The following is a 19,798-nucleotide window of genomic DNA, read 5'->3' on the forward strand; positions in this document are numbered from 1 at the left end:
TTGCTATTGTTCGGCGAGGAATTTTATATTGTCCAGCGCAGTCCATCCATAGTTATTATTGACACAGATGATGTTGCCGTTAGGCTGCACATCAATTCGGCCAAAATTGGCGTACGAGTCGAGCAAGTATATCTGAGTTTCTTTTGGTCGATATCCAACGGGTAGAGTAGTGATTACTTCTCCGAGCGTACAGATACCCACCGTATTTCGTGTTATTAGTCCCTTTACCTGTACAATACCGTCGGATGCTTTTGTGTACTGCGGAGTTGCGTATGCGCCGCCATAGTGCACCCATGAATTCTGAAGTGTGAGGTTGAGCCATCCAGAGTATGAGCTGGGGTGCCACATGGTTTGGTTAGTTTCGTATGTGCCACCTAACGTTCCTTTTGCATGTAAGTTGCCGTCAGAAGCCTGGATGCCGTAACTATTGAATTCGTAGGTGCCACCGCCCTGCAGAGGGAACGTAACTGTAGAGTTAGCATACGCAGGGAAGTGCAAGTCTTGGCCGGGTCGATACGCAGCGGGGACAAACCATATATTACAGCCAGTACACTGGTTACCTGGTGTAAGGAGTCCCTGTACCTGCGTACGACCAGACGCATCGGTAGCATATTGAACGGGTGCGAACGGACCACCATAAGTGGCAACATAGTTTGTCCAGCCATTATTTAAGGTTGCATTTGTCCATGTGACCGCACCAGCGGCAACAAATTTTACTGCGTCGAGCGACACCCAGTTGACTGTGGGGTGGTAGATAATATCAACCCCTCCGGCAACTCCCACGTCGACACGCGCAGGAACGCCATATGTTCCCGATGCATCCATCGTAGAAGTATGAATAAGGTGTGCACTAGGCCTCAATCCTTCTGGCAGAGTACAGACTCCGTAGGTTGGTGTACCGCTAGCCCCACCGGTCACTAGTCCTTTCATGACAACGATATTTGCACTAGTTATGGTGTATGCCGCTGTTGCGTATCCGTTTCCGGCTGGGCTGTAATTGACCCAAGGGCTTTTAAGCTCACAGTTGGTCCATAGAGGCCTTTGGTAGAGAAATTGCGCTTCTGCCGAATCACCGATATCATTCGAAGATATTACACCAACAGTGATAGTATCGAGGGGCCTCCCCGCAGACACGGTAAGCACATTGGTAAGAACATTCGAATAGCTTGACCATGCACCACTATTTATTTTATATCGCGTCTTGTAGTAGCGCGCATTCTTAGCTTTATTCCAGGTAAAGCTGGATTTTAGCGGCTGGTTGTAAATGGATAGCGCGGCATTGTAGATTCGTATGTTTGCAGGGGTGTCGGGCGTATCATCGTAGGAAGTGTTTGTCCGCGTAGCGCGGGCGACACCAGAGTTTGTGATAGTCTCACCGGCCACAGTTTTGCTCTGGGTAACGACTGTACGAATTGATTTGGCGACTACGGGATTGGTGGTGGTTGAGCTACCTGTAGTGTAATAGGTTGTGGTAATACTACTAACGTTATCTAAGATTAGCTCATCACGTGACTGGCAGTATGCGTTAAATGTGGCCGATAGAGAACACGAATTACGCTGCCAAGGTGTATCGCAAACGGCTGTTTGATCGCTAGCACTCAGCGACCAGGCTGGCACTATGGTACGTCGCCAGAGTGAACCACTTTTCAAGAAGTAGATTATTTTTACGGTAAGTGCAGGGTTAAGTATCGTGTTTGCTGCACCACAAGCATTGGGCTGACTTTTATAATAGACCACCTGTCTATTCACATTGAGTGGGCTGCTGGTTGTTGCGTACTGATTAACAATGAGGTCATTATTTGGGCTAGACGCGCTAAACGCTCCAGTCGTATCGTCACGCCCTTGTGGAGTATTGAGCATTGAGTAGCTGCTAAGAAAAACTGTCGCAAGACGAGCGTCTTGTTCGATCCTGTCGAGTGCGCTTTGGAGGTTGTATGCACTAATACTACGGTCGCGTGAAATAGTAGAATCACCAACCAAGTTGATCATGAGCGCGATGATACCGGCGATTACAAGCACGGCCACAGGAGCAATAACAAGTAGTTCAACTAGGGTAAACCCAGGTTCTTTTATTTGGCGGTTATGGTGTGACAGAAATCGCACGGATAACCTGCTTCGTATTAGGACTATCATAGGAAACAGTAACTGTGATGAGTGTTGCGCTCGATGCCCGTAGGAGTACGCTATTTGCACCATATTCATTAAGAGGACAGGTTGCAACTACCGTAGCAGTAGCATTGGGCATGCTCGATGAAATTGAGGGCGTGAGTGTCCAGTTACTACAGGGCTTTGTGGCGTTTGCAGTATATTGTCGAAGCAGGTCGTAGGCGACATTCGATGCTTTTGCCTTGAGTTGCGTATTACCAGAGTTATTGAGGATAACACTATACAACTGGTACGCCGACCCGAGCAAAAGTACTCCCACTACAATGGCGACAAGTAATTCTACGGCAGTAAATGCAAGATGGCGCCTGGTTGTCATTGGTGTTCACTCCGGATAGTCTGTAATGTCCCGTCTTTCTCGAGGCGATAGTAGAGATTGAAGCGGATGCAGCTTGTATTGATGCATATATTTCCACCAGTGTCGATTGGTTCGTAATAGTATGTGTCTTTTGTGGTGGTGGCCGTAACCGCTCCTGTTTCTGCCGGCTGGCAAGATGCTGAGCAGAGTGGTGCAAATGCTGTTGTCGAAAGGCCGGGTGCAAGAAAGTTGTTTTTGCCCGTACCAGGTAGGCCGTCGGTGAGGTAGCCACCTGTCACCTGTGAGGGGGCAAACGTAGCTACAGACTGACCAAGCATATGCTGGATTTCATTTACACTTGGGTAGGAGCCGGGTGCGACATACGATGGTGAAGTTACCATGCCATTACCCTGACGATAGCGTGCCTCGATGCCACGAGCGATCGCGTCTGCGTCGGCCTTGCGCTCGGCGTCTCGTCCGTTCACTTGGTTACCCGTGAGGTTGATAACAGTCAGTGTTAGTAGGATTGCCATGATTACCATGACTATCACTACTTCAACAACAGTAAAACCCCTTGACCTAGGCATAGTATTAGCATAAGTTTTTTTGCTTAACTACGCAAGTAGCTAAATGGGCATTTCAAGTGGCTCTTGTTCGATCTGAATACGGAATTTGTCGCGTACTGCCCCGATGATTTCGTCGCGAGCCGCCGCAAGATCGGCATAGCCCGTTGCCGATTGATTAATCAGTACTAATGCATTTTTGTCATGCACTTTTATGCCGTGGAGCACCTGGCCCTTGAGGCCTGTTTGCTCGATCAACCACCCGGTTGGTACTTTGTAGGTGTCATTCGGCATATCGTAGGTAGGCATATCGGGATAGTCTTTACGGAGGTCTTTGAGCTGCCAGTCCTCAATAATCGCATTTTTAAAGAATGAACCAGTGTTGGGCAGTAGGGCGGGGTCGGGGAGCTTATCGGTACGGATAGCAACAACGGCATCGCGGATGACCCGTGGAGTATAGATCGTGATATGATTGGCATCAAGATAATCTTGCACGGCTTTGTAAAAAGGCGGCTGCGGCGCGCTACGGTAAAGTCGCAGGGTAATCGTGAGTATGATATAGCGTCCTGCCTCGGTGTCGCGAAATATACTATTGCGATACGAAAAATGACACTGATCATTTGTGAGAGTGACTATTTCGTTTGCTTTCCGATCGTATGCCTGCAGTTCGACAAGCGTTTCAGATACCTCCTGGCCGTATGCACCGATATTCTGTACGGGCGCAGCGCCGGCAGTCCCGGGAATTGCTGATAGCGCTTCAATGCCTGTCAGGTTCATTTCTACACAGCGCTTCACGACGTCGTCCCAGTCTTCGCCGGCACCAATTTGTATGGTAGCGTCGCTTGCTGTCTGTGCAATCACGTGGAAGCCTGGTATACGGTTGCGGATGGCTAGCCCACTATAGCCTTCGTCTCTGACGAGCGTATTACTACCCCCGCCAAGCACATAGAGTGGTAGATTTTGCGTTTTAGCACGCTGACAAATGTCTGCCACTTCGGCTGGGCTATGAACATCTACCATGAACCTGGCATTTCCACCAATGCGCATGGTTACATAATTTTTCAAGGGAATGTCGGTATGAATTTCCATAAGTACCTTGTTTTAGTATAGCATTTGGTACCCCGCACAGGAGTTGAACCTGCAACCTTTGGTACCGGAAACCAACGCTCTATCCAATTGAGCTAACGGGGCATAGCTATATTGTACGCTATATAGGACAATAAATTGCAGGTATGATAGGCAGGATATCGCTCATTTCACTCGCTCTTCCGCTCAGTCGCAAAAGAAAAGAACTTTTTTTGGCTTCCTTCGCTGCACCGAACTTACGACTACGATATTTTCCTACGGAAAATCTCTAGTCGTAGAACCGGACCCTGCGGAACGTAACCAATTCAAAAACCCCTCTTGAGGGGCTCATGAATTGGTACACCCGGCAGGATTCGAACCTGCGACCACTTGGTTCGAAGCCAAGTACTCTAATCCGCTGAGCTACGGGTGCCTACTACCAGTTTATTATACCACTGTTAGTCCTGGGCTATAACTTTAGTTGAGCGATAGGGCAGCAACAAGCAGCTGAAGTCCGAGTGATAGCCCATTCCCGACCATGTTGACACACCATAAAATTGCGGCAATCAGCCACGCATTCTTTTTGCTCCGCGCGAAGTCGCGCAGCGGCTTGCCTTCGGCATCGGGCATGCTACCGGTCAAGATCATGATTTGATCGTATAGCGCCCAAATACCAAGACCGCCAAACGTCAGTAACTTCACGACACCTTGCCATGTATACCCCAGGTAAAAACGGTCAACACCTAACCAGCCTAGAAATACACTTAACATAGCGCTTACCATGTAGTCTCGGCTGCTTTCCTGGGTCAGGTAGTTCGATGGCGGAGCGGGCTGAGTTTGGGGAGCTACGGTACTCACTAGTTAGCTCCTTTTGTCGTAGAGTCGTACTCAGATTTTTCGGCTAATCGGTCATTTTCGAAGGTAAGGTAAATCGTCGATGAATTGTAAAAAATTGCATAGCGAGTGTAGCTACAATCTTCAAATTTACCTGTCCTATCAGCGCGTTTCGTACAGGTAGGACTTTCATAGCCAGAACCGTCGAAAGCTTGTGCTACCTCGGCCTTTGTCATGCCGACCGTTAATTTGTCGTATACATTAACATCGGGTGTGCGGGGTTTGGAATGTGAAGTAGAGTTTTTGAAAAAGTCCGGGTTTGTAGCAGCTTGATAAGCAACAAAGCCGAGAAATGCCCCTACGGTCAGTAGGTTTAGCGTGCTGACGATATACACCACAATGACGGCGATGGTCATTGGTTTTTTATCGATCTGACGATCGGTGAGCTTACTACCATCGGCTGGCCCGAGCTTGCCGGTGAGAATAAGTATGCAGTCGATGAACGCCCAAATACCCAGCCCGCCAAACGTTAGAATTTTGGTTACGCCTAGCCCGGTATAGCCTAGGTAAAATCGGTCAAATCCAAATCCACCAAGGAAAAGGCTTAGTAGTACGGCTGTTGAAAATCGTTTTGGTTGTGTGGTGGTTTGCACTAAGCCTGGAGAGAGGGTGACCCTTGGTACTTCTGGCTGCTTGTGCTCCGTGTGGTGAGGGGTATGCTTATCGGCGCTCATAGTATTCCTTTGTCATAAGTATAGATGCAATCGGGGCAAAAGCACAACTAGATACACGAATAATCATAGTCAAGATTGTTGGCAACAAATTGGACAAGTTCGATCTTTCCGGTAGTGCCAGCTAATGGTTGGTAGTCAGGGCTGTTATTGACACAAACCTTGTAGGCATTGTCAATAGTAAAGCCAGTTCCTATGGCATACCAGGTGGGAACGTTTTTGAGTGGACTGGTAACTGAAATATTTCCGGTTCCGACGATAGTTTTCCACTGGGGGTTGGTAGAATATATGCCAACCCGTGGGATGGCTGCACGCTGCGTGAAGTAGCTGGCATAGCCTTCAAGTGTTGCCACATTCTTCTTGTAACCGTCTTTTTCACGGCCGCTATGCCATGTATTGAGCGTTTCAACATCCAGCCACCACATGTAGCCACTCGCGAGCGGACTTAGTCCGTCAATTGTTGTCGCAGTTTGCGTGAAATAACCGACCACCTCCTGAGCACGCTCCCATCCGTACTGGCGAGCACACGCGATACTGTTGTTACCGGTACAGCCAAACCCAGTGTTATAGCCGCTTGGGTCTATGCTGTCTTTGGGCCAATTGGCAACAAGCTTGGTATTCTTATAGTAATTTCCGGGGCTGGCAGTATTCACGTACAGCTGTACCTTAGGCTGGCTAGCAACGACACCACTAGATTGCGCAGCCCATACGAGCTGATCCTTTAAACACAGATTTATATTGCTTGCCTTGCCGCCATTGACATTCACAATACCAAATGCCGGAGCCGATGGCAGTGTACTACCACACTGAGGATAGCCGACATCAATACCGAGAGTGTTTTGATCAAGTGCGTGGGCAGTATTACCTGCTAACGTGAGGGCTACCCATACTATGGTTCCACCCATAATTTTTTTCATACTAATCATAAGTTTCTATTGTATCAGATTTGACTCATCTTTACATGCTGGCCCCTGTTTGCTACAATGTACCGGTACTTTATAGGTATGGGCCAATAGCTAGAGCTGGTTAGAGTGAGAACTGCCAGTTGGCAGTTCGCAAGGCGATGTCACAAATGAACTATGTTCATTTGCCTGACTCGCGGGGTCGCGCTGGTGTGACCCTGCCTCTTCCGAGCTTTGCTCGGCTGCGTGCACGCGTACCTTCCGGTATACTACAACTCATGGGCCAGTAGCTCAGCTGGTTAGAGCACCTGCCTCTTAAGCAGGGTGTCGAGAGTTCAAGTCTCTCCTGGCCCTCCAAGTAAAAATAGTCTCGTTGCAAAATGAGGCTATTTTTACTTGGCCAAGGTTAGAGATGAGACTTGTACTCTCGACTTTTTGCGAAGCAAAAATAGTCGAGAGGTCGCAAAGCGCAGCGAAATTCTGGAAAAGCTTGCTTTTGGCAGAATGAGCAAGCGGAGGAGCGAAGCGATAGTCTCTCTTAGCCCTTCCCACAATAAAATGCCGACTTGCGACAGTCGGCATTTTGCACAATGCGTATTGAACCTACATACTATTCAATTCTTGCTCGAGTGCGGTGAGGTCAGCATCACTGAGGCTATCGACACTGGCGGTATCGAGGGCACTGAGCGCGGCATCAAGGTCTTTTGCTGTTTTTACGTCAGCAACGGTCGAGTTCTCGGCGGCAATAGATTTTCCGGCGCTCGGGTTGTTAACCGCCACTTCGGCCTTCGAGGTGATGAGATACGTGTACCCCAGCGCTCCGACGAGCACCACGAATACAACAACCACTAGTCCAAATATAGCTGCATGTCCTTGGTTATAATTCTTCATTACCGCACTTCCTCACTCGTATTAGTTGTTGATGAGGCGCCTGCTGCTTTTTTGACCAGCACAATGAGTGCGCGCACTTTGTCTTTGTAGGCTTTCAGTTGGGCAATTTCATTCTTTTTTGCAGCTTTGAAATCGGTCATCGCTTGCTTTGGATTCTCACCATTACAGGTCCAGGAGTTGCCAGTTGTGGTTGTCGAGCTTACGGCACTCGAAGCGCTGGTATAGGCGGCATCTACTTCACCAACAAGCGCAGCGTAGCCTGGGTCACTCAATTTTTTATCAGTGTAGAATTGCTTAGTTTTGTCGGCAATTTTTTTAAACACCTCAAGCTGCTTGGTACCGCGACTACTTACTTTTTCGATCATGCTCTTTATCTGTTCCTGTCGTTTTTCACAGACCCGAAGCTTGTTGGCCTCAAAGCGCTCTTTACGCACTTCCACGGTGACTTTTTCGCGATTGTCAGCAGTGCTATGCTCAGTTTCATTCTCTGTTTCATTTTCCATCTCGTTCTCTTGCTCACGAGCAATGTTTTCTTGACTATCGCGCGCATACGCAACAGACGAAGCAAAAGTTATCGGTACCGCCACGAGTAGCGCGGCCAGGACCAACGGTACAAGTATTCGTTTTGACATAAATGCTATACTCCTCATGTTAATAGCTAATGGTTAGTATAGCTTATGCCTATAGTCGATGGAAAGAATTGATTGATGAATCATACCTATCTCATCTGGTGTGTATGTTGTATAATACGCGTCAGTTATGAAACGGGAACTAAATGGCCGCGAGCTTCAGGATTTTATAAAAGTACGCCAGCTACGGCAAGTGCGTCATTTGCGCCAGGGTTTCGGTCTTATTCCTAAACTGTTGATTATCCAAAGTGCCACCGCTTCACCCATAATCGCTACCTATGTTCGAATGAAGCAAGCTTACGCAGGTGATGTTTTGATAGAGGTTGAAGTAGCAGCTATGACTCAAAATCGTATGCCTGATGCTATTCGCGCAGCCAATGCTGATGCATCGGTACATGGTATTATTGTGCAACTACCGCTTGATGATCCAGGTGAAACCGATGCTATTTGCAATCAAATTGCCGCTGAAAAAGATGTCGATGGGCTTGGTAAAGACGCTGTATTCCCCAGCGCTACTGCCGAAGCAATCGATTGGCTGTTGGCCGGCTACAATATTGAACTTTCCGACAAGCGGGTGACACTATTGGGGAATGGCAAATTGGTTGGCGCGCCGCTCGCTAAATTATGGGGCGACCATGGTTACCACGTTACGGTGATTGATGAAACATCGACGGCGATTGACGAAACGCTGCTTGACAGTGATGTTATTGTCAGCGCAACTGGTGTACCTCGATTGCTGACGAGCGACCGTGTGCCTACGGGTTCGGTAGTCGTCGATGCGGGCACGGCAAGTGAAAATGGCCAGATTGTTGGTGATGTTGACCCGTTTGTTCGTACCCGCGAAGATGTGACAATAACACCCATAAAAGGTGGCGTGGGACCACTGACGATTGCGGTACTATTTGACCACGTTATACAGGCCGCACTCAAACAAGCCGGCCAACTTTGATTTATTTCGATAAGCCAAGCGCGTCTTTAACGCGGCCGACAACCTGACTTGGGGTGAGCTCTGCCTTGACGATATAGCTATGAATACCAAGCTGACGCAAAGTCTTAGGTGCCTCTTCTTCACCCAGATTGGTCAGAATGATAACTGGTGTATGAGCACCCCAGTCGGATTTACGAATGAGTTCGAGTGCCTCAGCACCACCCATTCGGGGCATCTGAAGATCGAGCAATATGATATCTGGCCTGAACTTGGCTGCCGCGGCAACACCAGATTCGCCGTCGCTGGCGGTGGCGACTACAAAGCCAGCCGCTTCAAATTTCATACGATACATCTGATTGATGACTTGATCGTCTTCGATAATAGCAATTTTGGTCATTTCCCTTATAATAGCAAGCGTAAGCATAAAAATAAATGGGCCTCTACTGGTGGGAAATACCAAACCAAAACGTTATCGCCTCACAATTGTTTCCACGCGCCGAGTAGCTGGTGTGCCGGTGACGCGTGTCTTGACGCAGGATCAGTATTACCACGGCCGCCGTTACCGACTTGAGCGAACGCTGGTACGAACGTTTACGAATTTTTTACAGTGGTACCTCGAGCGACACCCTGGTATGCCGTTTACGGCTCGTGGCAATTTGGCTCGTCACCTAGTTTACATGCCGGCCGGTATGCGGGCTTGGAGAGCGTATATGCCCGGTGGTTTTGCGACCTATCACGTGCATGATCCGCGGCGCGCACACATGCAAAACGGCAAAAAGCTCGATGCTATTACGCGTGCATTCTTCCGCCACACCTATGACGCCGTCAATTTGCGCTCTCGTGCCTACATTATGGACTGGCTAGCGAGCACGCCACTCATGGCAGCGCACGGGTCTCGGTGTCGGTGGGTGAGCTTGGCGGGCGGCAGTGGCCAGCCGGTATTCGATGTTTTTAATGAATTGCCTAAACATATTCGCGATTCAAGTTCTCTTATCATCACCGACAGCGATTCGGAAGTGCTACGGTTTGCGAAAATGGTTTATGAAAAGCACAATCTTCCAATTCACCATGTTGGTTATGAACAACTTGATGTGCTAGAAACTTCAGTGCTCAGCACTTTTTTCAAACGTCACCACCCCGACATTATTGATGCGATGGGATTGTTTGAATACCTGAGTGACGAGCAAAGTGTGCGGCTACTAAATGATGTGTATCAATCGCTTCCAAAGGGCGGGGTATTTATATTTTCAAATATGTGGTCGAAGCGGCCACACCTCGATGTTCACCAGCGCGCCCTTGGCTGGCCGGGAGTAATTCAGCGCACAATTCATGAAGTAGTGGCACTGCTTGCTAAGGCAGACGTTCCTTTAGAAGCACAGTCAGTTTACCATGATGACGACAATGTGTACTGTGTGTATAGGGTAGTCAAACAATGAACAGTATTCTTGCTACAGTTCTACTCGTTGTCGGTATGGTCAATATTATTACCGCCGTTAGTGTGTTTGCCCATGCCTCACGCGATCGAGGTCGTTGGGCATTCCTGGTTCTTATCGTATGCACGGCGCTATGGGCGTGGGGTGTTGGGCTGTTTTTGGTGGCTGGCACTGTACCGCACGGGCAATTCTATGTCAACACATACTACTGTGCAGCAATGGCTATCGCGGGAGGGCTCATAGCATTTGGCGCTGCCAGCCGTGGGCAGTTATGGTGGCGACGTATCGCAGTAGGGTTCGTGCCGACCATTGGCCTGATTGTCGCCATGCTATATGACCCACGCTGGCTCGTAGAAGTTGTGAGTGTTACTGGTGCGCTGAGTGATCGTGTTCATATCCACGTATGGCGTTACTCAGCGTACGCGTTAGTATTTGTAGTGGTGTTCGCTTATGCGTGGTGGTGCATGAAGACGGACGCTCACCAGCAACAGCGGCGTCTTCGCCAGCGCAAAATTGTCAATGCGGGCGTACTAGTATCTGGTGGGATGGGTATACTTTTCAACCTTATATTACCCTGGATCGGTAACTACGAACTTATTGCAATTGGCCCGATATTCACCCTGTTATTCACCTTTAGCATCGCTTATGCCAGTGTTAAATACAGTATGTTTGATTTACGCCGTACCTTTGCTGTGTCACTGGCCTATATTTTCGCTAGCTCAATAGCCGCACTTATCTATATTGGAGCGGTTTGGACGGTAAGCAATATGATTGCTGAAGGTGTGACGAGTCGGCTAGTACTCGGTGTTGTTTATACTATGTTGGCGCTATTGGTAGCGACAACTATAACTCCACTCAAAACATCATTTGACAAGCTAACAGCAAGTTTATTCCTGCGCGAGCGATACAATCCCGAGGAAGCCCTTGATAGTTTCGGTGATGCGATTCTTGATGACATCGAGGTATCATCGATTGCAACTAAAGCCGGAGAAGTGATGGCAAATGTCATGCATCCGGAATATTCTGCGATTGTACTACTCGAAAGGGGTTCGCTGGTAAAAGCGCATGCTGTCTACGGTGCTTCATCAAAGGGTGATAAGATTGCTGAATGTACCGACGAGCTGGACACAGTAACACGAATGAATCAAGTAATAACTATTGACGGAGTTAACACTGTCCCGCAGACGACAGTTCGACCTTTGTTACGGCTGGGTATTGCGGTTGTAGCACGCATGCAGGTGAAAGACCAGACGGTTGGGTACATCGTCGTCGGCGAAAAACGCAGCGGTGATATATATAGTTCGTCAGAGCGGTTGATGATTGCGACCATGGCTAATGAAATGGCACTTGCAATCCTCAACACTCAGCGCTTTGACGAAATCCAGTCATTTAATGCCAGGCTCAAAAGAGAAATCGACAGCGCCACTAGGGAACTGCGGGCATCGAACAAAAAGCTACTCGACATGGATGCCACAAAAGACGAATTTGTCAGTATGGCAAGCCATCAACTGCGAACGCCACTCACTAGCGTGAAAGGTTACATAAGCATGGTGCTAGAAGGCGACGCAGGCAAAATCTCTCCTTCCCAGCGTCAGCTACTAGAAGAAGCCTACACCAGTAGTGAGCGGATGGTGCACCTTATTGGTGACTTTTTAAACGTGTCTCGCCTACAAACAGGGAAGTTTATGATTGATCGGCGGCAGGTTGATATTGCAAAAATTGTTGAGCAAGAAGTCGACTCTATTCGGCAAATCGCAGCAACACACAATATGTCTATTATCTACAAGAAGCCCCAGCGAATACCGCAGCTATACTTGGATGAAGGAAAGTTGCGCCAAGTCATTATGAATTTTATTGACAATGCTATCTATTATTCACCTGAAAGCACATCAATTGTTGTAAAGCTTGGGTGTGAAGAGGGCAATGTGGTACTGCGAGTCATCGACAAAGGCATGGGAGTCCCCGATGACGTGAAAGACCGATTATTTAGCCGCTTCTTTAGGGCGGACAATGCCCGCAAACAGCGACCCGATGGTACCGGGATTGGCCTGTACCTCGCTAAAAAGATCATTGATGGCCATCATGGGACGCTGGTGTTTGAATCGACGCTGGGCAAGGGGAGCACCTTTGGGTTTCGTTTGCCCATCAAGCGCCTATCGGCAGCTCCGCCTCCGAGCGATGACCTGCAACCAAAAACCACTCCCTAGAGAGTGGTTTTGGTATGGGTTCTGAAACTGACGCTTCAGATAATCATCGGCACTTGCGCGCCATCCCTCCCTCTTTAGGGGGAGGAAGATTGCATTCGAATTCACTTCGAATCAAGCTGGAGGGTGAGGGCTGCCCGTCGGCAGGCCGCAAGGAAGTCTGCCGGATAAGCTATGCTTATCACGAGCAGCTTCGGGGCCGCGGGACGTGGCGTGGTCCCTCCTATAAAGGAGCGGTCAGTCTCGATTAGTTTTGCGTGAGCTTGCGGCTTGCTATGTAATAGCTTACTGCAGCTGCTAGTGAGCTAAGTCCAAGGATGTTCATAACACCATCTACAATACCGGTGTGCGGAAGCTCATTCGGAGTAGTTGTAGTGGTCTTACAGTCAGGACTATTTTTTGGCAGAGATTCTTTACCAGGAACCGTACAGTATTCGACTGGTTTGTCACACTTGCTCTTGTCGAGCGTGTAGTGGACATTGTCAATCTTTGACTTCTCAACTGTCTCGATTTTCTTTGTATCAAGGTTACAAGCCTCTACCATTTCTGGCTTTGCTGCACACTTTGACAAATCTTTCGAGTACTTGGTGCTGTCAAATGTTGTTTCATCGATACGAACAATCTTTTTGTCGCTCAGGCGGCAAACGTCGATCATAACTACTGGTGGATGGCAGTTAGCGGTATCTTTCGAGTACTTGCTAGTGTCAAAATCTTTTTCGTCAATACGAACTATTTTCCAGTCGCTGAGTCGACAAACGTCGATGAGCTTTGGCTCAACACAGGTTTTGGTCGCTACTACATTGGCAGTATCAGACTTGTTACCAGAGTTGGTCGTTGCAGTCGCAGTGTTGACAAGGGTGTTTTCACCACATTTGTCGAGCTGGTCGTTGGCTTTTACCTTGGCGGCAAATTTGATGTACACGTCACCCTGTGGCAGGTAGCTGCCCATGGTCATACCACCAACAGTTACGCCGTCGGCAACCTTGCGGGTGCCAAGTGAATCGTGGACGTAGGTAGTGCCAGGAACGTATTCCATGTCGGCAGGGAGTACGTCTTTGATGGTGACATTGGTTTGGTTGGTACCACCAGTATTTTTGAAGTACAGTTGGTACTCAACAGTGTCGCCAGGGTTAGCAGCGACACTTTCGGTGAATGCACCGGTGCTGCCTTTGCGAACTGTTTTGACAAGGTTGAAGTCAGTTGTGGTGGCTTTGACCTTGAGGTAGACGACACCACTGTACTGGAAACAACCAGGGATGTTGCCATCCATTGCGTTGTAGCCAAGCTTTGCACCGCCGCTGACAATACTATCAGCTACGGGCGTGCCACTGGTGAATACTGCATTTTTGTAGAATGCAGAACCGGCGACGTAGCTTAGGTTAAATTTGGTACCGTTGGCACCATGGAATACGGCCTGGTCCCACACGCTGGTAGGGTTGGCGTTGCTTGCATTTACATAGCCGTCGATCTGAATACGATCAGCGGTTTGGGTTGGTACGTTTAGCTTTGCTACCACGTCCCGAGCCACAAGGTTCAGGTTGCTAGCAGCATTGTTGTGTACATAAATGCGCACACTGTATTCTTTTCCGTTTTCTACGGTTACGTCGTCGGTATATTTGCCGTCGGCTCCCTGGATCATAACGAAGTTTCGTTCGTCACCATAGTTGGTAGCATCGGTAATACTGTTGAATGTTATGTATGGCGCAGGATTGGCCATGGTAAATGTTGGGCGACTAGGTCCCCATGCGAGCAAGCCCGCGGGTACAGCGACTACAGCGAATGCCAGGGCGGCAACGGCTGCAGCGCGTGTGTTGACCTTGCGCACTAGTTGTGCAAATGTCATATTGCGTATCTCCTTCCATATAAATGGATTGGTTAGTTAGGGGTATCTGCTTCATGAATGTTCGTACGGCTCGTCCCCGGTTGCGGGGGCGAGTAATGTTACACGCAAAACTAATTGTGAATGTACGGTCATACATGGAGCGTATGCCAATCAGACTATGCCTTATGGTGCTAAAGTGTGTGCCCGGGGGCACCCATCCGCCAGTTGGCGGACAGGTGCCCCACGGTGGTAGTAGGAACTTATTAGTTGCCGCCCCAGATGTCGTCGCCACCCTGGTTGCCACCGTCGCCGGTGGGTGAGCCAGAGGATTGGCCGCCAGAGTTTCCACCCTGGCCACTGTCGGTGCTAGCACCGCCAGTGGACTGGTTGGCTTGCTCCTCGGCGGCCTTGGCGTCAGCCGCGGCCTTGTCGGCAGCGGCCTTGGCATCGGCAGCTGGGTCATTCTGCAGACCCCGGCTGTCGGTGGCGCCATTGTTGCCATTGACGCCTCCGCTGCCGCCTTCACCCGGGTTGAGACCCAGGTCGCTGCCCATCTTGGAGCAGTTGCCTGCCGAGTTCGGCTTCGGGTACTTGCCGGCTTCGGTGGGCAGGACCCAGATGATCTTGGTCCCGTCGAGGGTGCACACGGGCACCTTCTTCGGCAGCGGGTGCTTGTTCCAGCACCCGTTGGCAATCGGCTGACTGGCACGGTCACTTCCCACGGGGCACACCTTGGGGGTGTGGCCCACCGGGTAGGGCGTCACGCTGGTGTGCGGGTTTCGACACGCCGCACGGGTGGACGCCGCCATGTAAACGGTACCGTCCGGGCCAACCGGGGTCCACCAGACGTCACCGACGTCGTGGCACACCTCGTGGTCAACTTGGACAGACTTGCCGTCCACCAGCGACCAGTTGCCGATCGTACACGACTTCTCCATCGCCTGCCAGGGGACAAGCCCCTTGCCACTCAGGAAGCGGTCGTGTAGCTCGGTCGGCGTGCGGTCGAGCAGGTTTTGCCGTGCCGCAGCCCCAGCGGGCGAGTTGATGTACTCGACCCACATGGTCTGCGAGCGCAGCGTCTGCTGTCCGAACGCACCCGCGTAGCGCTGGTTGGCACCTGGAAGTGTCCAATCGACGTTGTTGCCGATGCGGACGTTGGTGTAGCCCGCCTTCGCGAAGGCGTCCGCCAGGGCCTTGGCCATGGCGTCGGTGTCCGCGTCAGCAGGGATAGCCACCACACCAGCCTTGAGCATTGCTGCCCACTGCTTGGTGTCGGAGCTCTGCAGGGCCGTGATGGTCTTGTCCTGCTCGGCGTTTTTCTGCTCAAGGGCGTCGATCTTCGCGCAGGGCAGCGAGTTGGCCGGGATGGCGCAATACGCAGCCCAGCTGTCCGGGTTGAGCTTCATCCCGTCCAGCTCGGTCTTGATCTTCGCCTCGAGCGCATCCGTGTAGGCCTTCGCCTGAGCGTTGGCCTGCTCGATGGCAGCGGTCACGCCGAGTCGATCTTGGATGGTTCGACCATCGATCGTGTTGACGGCGACCGTCGCGCCTGCGAGCAGGGCGACGAGCGTGCCGGCAGCGAACCATCGGTAGCCTCGCACTCGGTTGACCTGCAACCGCCGCTGCTGGGCACTGAACATCAGCGCCAGCAGGACACCCACCGCGACAAGCGCGAGGGCAGTCCAGCTGAAGCCGAGCAGCAGCCAGAGCAGCCACGTGAAGCTGAGCACTCCGAGTGCCGACCAGCGACTCGAGCCGGTGCTGATGCCTGCACCGATGAAGGCGAAGGTCAGCACCGCGGCCACGAGCGGCCAGTTGGCGCTCAGCGTGATCGGCGGCAGGACGAACCCAGTCACCTGGGCCCATCCCACGAAGCCGATGCCCGCTGCGCCGAGCAGCGCAAAGATCACGCGCTCGGGGGTAGACGATGTTGCACGAATAGCGGCGACCAACAGGCCAACCGCCATGAGCAGGATGATGACGTTGGTCATCTTTGTCTCCTTTTTGGCTGGTAGTTGTTGGTCAGCGGCCGTTCATGAACCGAACGAACCGCTTCACGGCACCGTCGCCGCGGGAGCGGCTGGGGGCCTTGAGCTGGTCGACGTCGGCGCGCAGTTCTCCGAGCGCCGTCCCGAGCGACCTGACCATTCCCACGTTTGCGGGAGCGGAGAGATCCGGGGGCGCGTCGAATGGACTGCCGGTCGACGAGGTTGCCGGCGGCGGAGTGGTGCCGAACGCGGCCTCGTACTCGTCGTAGGACGGGAAGTCCGGCGACAAGGCCGGCGCCAAGCAAGTGCTGGCGCTGTGGCGCGCGACGCTGTCCACCTTGGCTGCCAGCAAGTCCTTCTCGGGACTGGCCGGCAGGCCGGCGAGGTCGTCGTACACCTGCTTGAGCAGGCGCGTTCCGCGCCCGGCCCAAGCGATGGTGGTACCATCGGGGTAGAGTTGCTGCCCGCCATGCGAGAGCATAGCGTTCCAGCTGTCGAGGCTGGTGATGGACTGGGTCATGGTTCTTCCCTTCATAGTTGCTGGGCGCGCACGATGCGCGCTCCATGGATGGAGCGCGCGAACGCGCCTGCCGTACGACTATTTCTGCAGTTGATAGTCGGCCGGTTGCACACGTAAATACGCGTACTCCTTGCCAACTACCAACACCGAGAAGCCGCACGGGTGAAGGGGATTCAAATAGTTCCATACTACCTATGCTGCAAATGCAGCTATAGAGCCTTGACTGTCGCCGCTTCAAGACTCTGTAGCTACACTTGCAGATTTAGCAATAAGGTATAGCCTGATTGTCAATGATCCCATTTCGGATGAGTGGCTTCCACCTCACTCACCGTGACTTACACAGTTTATCACAAAACACTAAAAAAGTCAATATATATCACCATAAAAAACATAAACATTACAATAGTTGCCAACAGGGGTAGCATGTGAATTATATTACTGTTTTTGTACAATTTGTGTTAATCTAGCATAGTATCGTACTTTTCACTACCCAATTTCTGCAATCAGGAGGCGGCTTTGGCATCACGGAAGCTCCACCTTGATCCATGGGTGTACGGTGACGACGAAACGCGGCGCGTAGGGGTGGTACCAAGTCGAATACTTCGAGAGCGCATCCTGATGCGTCAGGTTACGCTGGAAGAACTGTTTGTGAATGGCCGTAATGAGCACATACCGGGTGAGTATCTGGAGCGGATGCGGGCCAGAGCACGCTACCGGATTGTACGAGCGTTTGCCGACGCAGTTGATGAGCGGCAGCGCCCCACTGACAACTTCATCACAGGGAGCTTTAGCGCTGGCTATCCTCGTCGCTGGGCGCCAGTAGGCGACAGTCTGGACGAGCTATGGCGAGCGGTGTGCCGGATTACGCGGCGAATGCGTCCCGTGGTGCAGCCCGATCACTTGCCGGAGCCCTACCGGTCGCTTGAAGATCACTGGCGAGACGCCGTGTGTCAGCAGGCAAGTTACATGCTGGGCACACAGGAACTCACGGAGCTTTTGGCACACGAGCGACGCACGGAGGATGGTCGGCAAGATCATGCCGAGCGCACCCTGTGGTACCACGCAGGTGATGGCACCTGGCAGGCCAGCCAGTCGCTGATTGACCAGACTGACGAACTGCGACGGCGGAGCGCCAACCGCTCCCAGCCGCGCCCACGCCAGTCTGGCAAGCAAGACCAGCGCAATTGGCATGGTCGTCCCTCGAAGCAGGGTCGACGCCGTGCCAAGCAGGCAGGTAACCCCGGATCATCGATTGGTGGTGTGCGGTAGTGAAGTAATGGGGGTGGAGTGTGACGTAAGTTACACTCCACCCCTTTTCAAATGCCAACAATATTGGTATAATCGGCGAAGCTCTTTTAATTTATACGGTCCCATCGTCTAACGTGAGAGCCGCCAGTGGCGGGTCGCAAGGGAGTCCACTCTTGAAAGCTATGCTTTCAAAGATGTGGCGACGGGGTCGCGGAACGTGACTAGGATACCAGGCTGTCCGTCGCTCTTGCTCTACAAATACACGCACCTTTCGTTTACACTAATCTATATGGTCCCATCGTCTAACGGTTAGGACACCAGGTTTTCATCCTGGCAATCCGGGTTCGATTCCCGGTGGGATCACCACGTAAGCGCCCCTGTTTTTACAGGGGTGTTTGCGTGGTGATACTTTCTGGTAATTGCCCGGATTGCCCAATCCGGGTGAGAAGTGACGGGCGTCACTTCGCAAGGCGATGCCGCACGTGAGCTATGCTCACGAGACCGGCTCGCGGGGTCGCCAGAGGTGACCGATTCCCGGTGGTTTATAAAATCAGATTTTTCGCCTCTGTTAAGGATCAGATCTTTCGTTTTTGTGCATACGGTGGGAGTGGAGCACAGATGATTACTTAAAGTTATAAATTTGACAAAGTAAAATAAAAGTTTATAATTATGACTAATGAAGCCTAAAAAAATTGCCAAAAGGGCCGCTAAAAAAGCTGCTCACAAAATAAAGCGCGGTATGGAAACAGCCGCTGACGTGGTGTTACTGCCAGTAGTTCCTTTTAAGCTGACGCGCTCACTTGCTGCGGCGGCGCTTGATATGGCTGCATTTGGCTCAGAGACGGTTATACGCGTGCTTCCAAACGGCCTTCGCGAAACGATTGTAGAAGCATTCCCAACCGTCGATGCCAACGAACTATATGTTAGGGTGCTGGACCGAATACAGAGTTACGCAAGGCGGGGTGATACCGAAAGTAGCACCGACCCTTATGAGCGTATTAAGACGTCTGTCCAAACATTTGAACTCGAAACAGGGAAAACAGTGACAATGCGAGCGCCGCAAGAATCTGACCGATTGGCACTTGAATCGCTGTACTTAACTATGAGCGATGATGACAGGTACACTCGATTTTTTGGCGGTATGTCACCACAGTCGGCACGTGATAGCGGTATGAAATGCTCATCGCTGACGGATCCAAACTGTGCGAGCGATATTGTGATTGTCGATGGAGATGGAACGGTAGGCGGTCATGCCGGGTATGTAATTTATGATGACGGACTAGCATCGCTACATATTGTGGTTCGTCCCGAATACCGTAAAGCCACGCAGACGGGCGGCAGGATGCCACAGATTATGTTCGAACAGGTAATCGCAACTGCTATGCTCGATGAGCGTACATGCAAAATTGTTGCCGAAACCTTATTCCAAAATAATGGCATCAATAAACTTGTTGGCGCGACGATGGGTACGCATGAAGGCTTTCAGCGCTCAAGTGAGTACGGCTATCTGGAAAACGAGCTTCCTGTTCGATAGATTTCAAAAAAAATCGCACCCTATTTATAGATAGGGTGCGAGCGG

18 protein-coding genes and 4 tRNA genes are annotated in these 19,798 nt (G+C 51.1%); 7 read left to right on the forward strand and 15 right to left on the reverse strand.

Going from position 1 to position 19,798, the window contains the following annotated elements; translation table 11 throughout:
- Window positions 1-3: 3 nt before the first annotated feature.
- From IPM09_00585 to IPM09_00625, 9 genes are all read right to left on the reverse strand, one after another.
- Entirely contained in the window at window positions 4-2,103 is a 2,100-nt protein-coding gene (locus IPM09_00585) for a type II secretion system protein (protein ID QQS22038.1), read from the reverse strand.
- Window positions 2,081-2,482, reverse strand: coding sequence for a prepilin-type N-terminal cleavage/methylation domain-containing protein (locus IPM09_00590; protein QQS22039.1), 402 nt, complete (start codon window positions 2,480-2,482; stop codon window positions 2,081-2,083). Before IPM09_00590 ends, IPM09_00585 begins: the two co-directional genes overlap by 23 nt.
- Window positions 2,479-3,048 (reverse strand): prepilin-type N-terminal cleavage/methylation domain-containing protein, encoded by a 570-nt coding sequence (locus IPM09_00595; GenBank protein QQS22040.1) that lies wholly within the window; start codon window positions 3,046-3,048, stop codon window positions 2,479-2,481. Before IPM09_00595 ends, IPM09_00590 begins: the two co-directional genes overlap by 4 nt.
- Window positions 3,049-3,087: 39 nt before the next feature.
- Complete coding sequence (murB, locus tag IPM09_00600; protein QQS22041.1) at window positions 3,088-4,113, reverse strand: UDP-N-acetylmuramate dehydrogenase; 1,026 nt, start codon at window positions 4,111-4,113, stop codon at window positions 3,088-3,090.
- Window positions 4,114-4,138: 25 nt separating this feature from the next.
- A tRNA-Arg gene (locus IPM09_00605) sits at window positions 4,139-4,215 on the reverse strand.
- A gap of 230 nt (window positions 4,216-4,445) precedes the next feature.
- Window positions 4,446-4,522: transfer RNA gene (locus tag IPM09_00610), tRNA-Arg, on the reverse strand.
- Between the two features lie 44 nt (window positions 4,523-4,566).
- Window positions 4,567-4,872, reverse strand: a complete 306-nt coding sequence (locus IPM09_00615) for a TM2 domain-containing protein (protein QQS22450.1) — start codon at window positions 4,870-4,872, stop codon at window positions 4,567-4,569.
- A 74-nt stretch (window positions 4,873-4,946) separates the two neighbouring features.
- On the reverse strand, window positions 4,947-5,657 hold the full coding sequence (locus IPM09_00620; GenBank protein ID QQS22042.1) for a TM2 domain-containing protein: 711 nt from the start codon (window positions 5,655-5,657) through the stop codon (window positions 4,947-4,949).
- Between the two features lie 47 nt (window positions 5,658-5,704).
- Window positions 5,705-6,580, reverse strand: coding sequence for a hypothetical protein (locus tag IPM09_00625; protein QQS22043.1), 876 nt, complete (start codon window positions 6,578-6,580; stop codon window positions 5,705-5,707).
- Between the two features lie 256 nt (window positions 6,581-6,836).
- Between IPM09_00625 and IPM09_00630 the strand changes: the two genes are divergently transcribed.
- Window positions 6,837-6,913 (forward strand) — tRNA-Lys (locus IPM09_00630).
- 246 nt (window positions 6,914-7,159) lie between these two features.
- Here the strand turns inward: IPM09_00630 and IPM09_00635 are convergent.
- On the reverse strand, window positions 7,160-7,447 hold the full coding sequence (locus IPM09_00635) for a hypothetical protein (protein QQS22044.1): 288 nt from the start codon (window positions 7,445-7,447) through the stop codon (window positions 7,160-7,162).
- On the reverse strand, window positions 7,447-8,079 hold the full coding sequence (locus IPM09_00640; protein ID QQS22045.1) for a hypothetical protein: 633 nt from the start codon (window positions 8,077-8,079) through the stop codon (window positions 7,447-7,449). The genes IPM09_00635 and IPM09_00640 overlap by 1 nt, the downstream gene beginning before the upstream one ends.
- 127 nt (window positions 8,080-8,206) lie before the next feature.
- Between IPM09_00640 and IPM09_00645 the strand changes: the two genes are divergently transcribed.
- Window positions 8,207-9,025: a bifunctional 5,10-methylenetetrahydrofolate dehydrogenase/5,10-methenyltetrahydrofolate cyclohydrolase gene (locus IPM09_00645; GenBank protein ID QQS22046.1), complete on the forward strand. Its 819-nt coding sequence runs from the start codon at window positions 8,207-8,209 to the stop codon at window positions 9,023-9,025.
- A gap of 1 nt (window position 9,026) precedes the next feature.
- Here IPM09_00645 and IPM09_00650 read toward each other — a convergent pair whose 3' ends face one another.
- The gene (locus tag IPM09_00650; protein ID QQS22047.1) at window positions 9,027-9,401 is read right to left on the reverse strand and encodes a response regulator; all 375 of its coding nucleotides are present in this window, start codon (window positions 9,399-9,401) and stop codon (window positions 9,027-9,029) included.
- A gap of 49 nt (window positions 9,402-9,450) precedes the next feature.
- Between IPM09_00650 and IPM09_00655 the strand changes: the two genes are divergently transcribed.
- Window positions 9,451-10,440, forward strand: a complete 990-nt coding sequence (locus IPM09_00655; protein QQS22048.1) for a hypothetical protein — start codon at window positions 9,451-9,453, stop codon at window positions 10,438-10,440.
- Window positions 10,437-12,644 carry a GAF domain-containing protein gene (locus IPM09_00660; GenBank protein ID QQS22049.1) on the forward strand — a complete coding sequence of 736 codons (2,208 nt, stop codon included), beginning with the start codon at window positions 10,437-10,439 and terminating at the stop codon, window positions 12,642-12,644. Before IPM09_00655 ends, IPM09_00660 begins: the two co-directional genes overlap by 4 nt.
- 244 nt (window positions 12,645-12,888) lie before the next feature.
- On the opposite strand, the gene IPM09_00665 is transcribed toward IPM09_00660, so the two are convergent.
- The 3 genes from IPM09_00665 to IPM09_00675 all read right to left on the reverse strand — a co-directional run bounded on the left by IPM09_00665 (window position 12,889) and on the right by IPM09_00675 (window position 16,971).
- Window positions 12,889-14,484, reverse strand: coding sequence for a DUF11 domain-containing protein (locus tag IPM09_00665; protein QQS22050.1), 1,596 nt, complete (start codon window positions 14,482-14,484; stop codon window positions 12,889-12,891).
- Window positions 14,485-14,726: 242 nt separating this feature from the next.
- Window positions 14,727-16,454, reverse strand: coding sequence for a hypothetical protein (locus tag IPM09_00670; GenBank protein ID QQS22051.1), 1,728 nt, complete (start codon window positions 16,452-16,454; stop codon window positions 14,727-14,729).
- 31 nt (window positions 16,455-16,485) lie between these two features.
- The gene (locus tag IPM09_00675; protein ID QQS22052.1) at window positions 16,486-16,971 is read right to left on the reverse strand and encodes a hypothetical protein; all 486 of its coding nucleotides are present in this window, start codon (window positions 16,969-16,971) and stop codon (window positions 16,486-16,488) included.
- Window positions 16,972-17,487: 516 nt separating this feature from the next.
- On the opposite strand from IPM09_00675, the gene IPM09_00680 reads away from it, so the two are divergent.
- From IPM09_00680 to IPM09_00690, 3 genes are all read left to right on the forward strand, one after another.
- Window positions 17,488-18,240, forward strand: a complete 753-nt coding sequence (locus IPM09_00680) for a hypothetical protein (protein QQS22053.1) — start codon at window positions 17,488-17,490, stop codon at window positions 18,238-18,240.
- A gap of 270 nt (window positions 18,241-18,510) precedes the next feature.
- Window positions 18,511-18,585, forward strand: a tRNA-Glu gene (locus tag IPM09_00685).
- 310 nt (window positions 18,586-18,895) lie between these two features.
- Window positions 18,896-19,753, forward strand: coding sequence for a hypothetical protein (locus tag IPM09_00690; GenBank protein QQS22054.1), 858 nt, complete (start codon window positions 18,896-18,898; stop codon window positions 19,751-19,753).
- Window positions 19,754-19,798 lie beyond the last annotated feature (45 nt).

Source organism: Candidatus Saccharibacteria bacterium (genome assembly GCA_016700015.1).
GTDB lineage: Bacteria > Patescibacteriota > Saccharimonadia > Saccharimonadales > Saccharimonadaceae > Saccharimonas.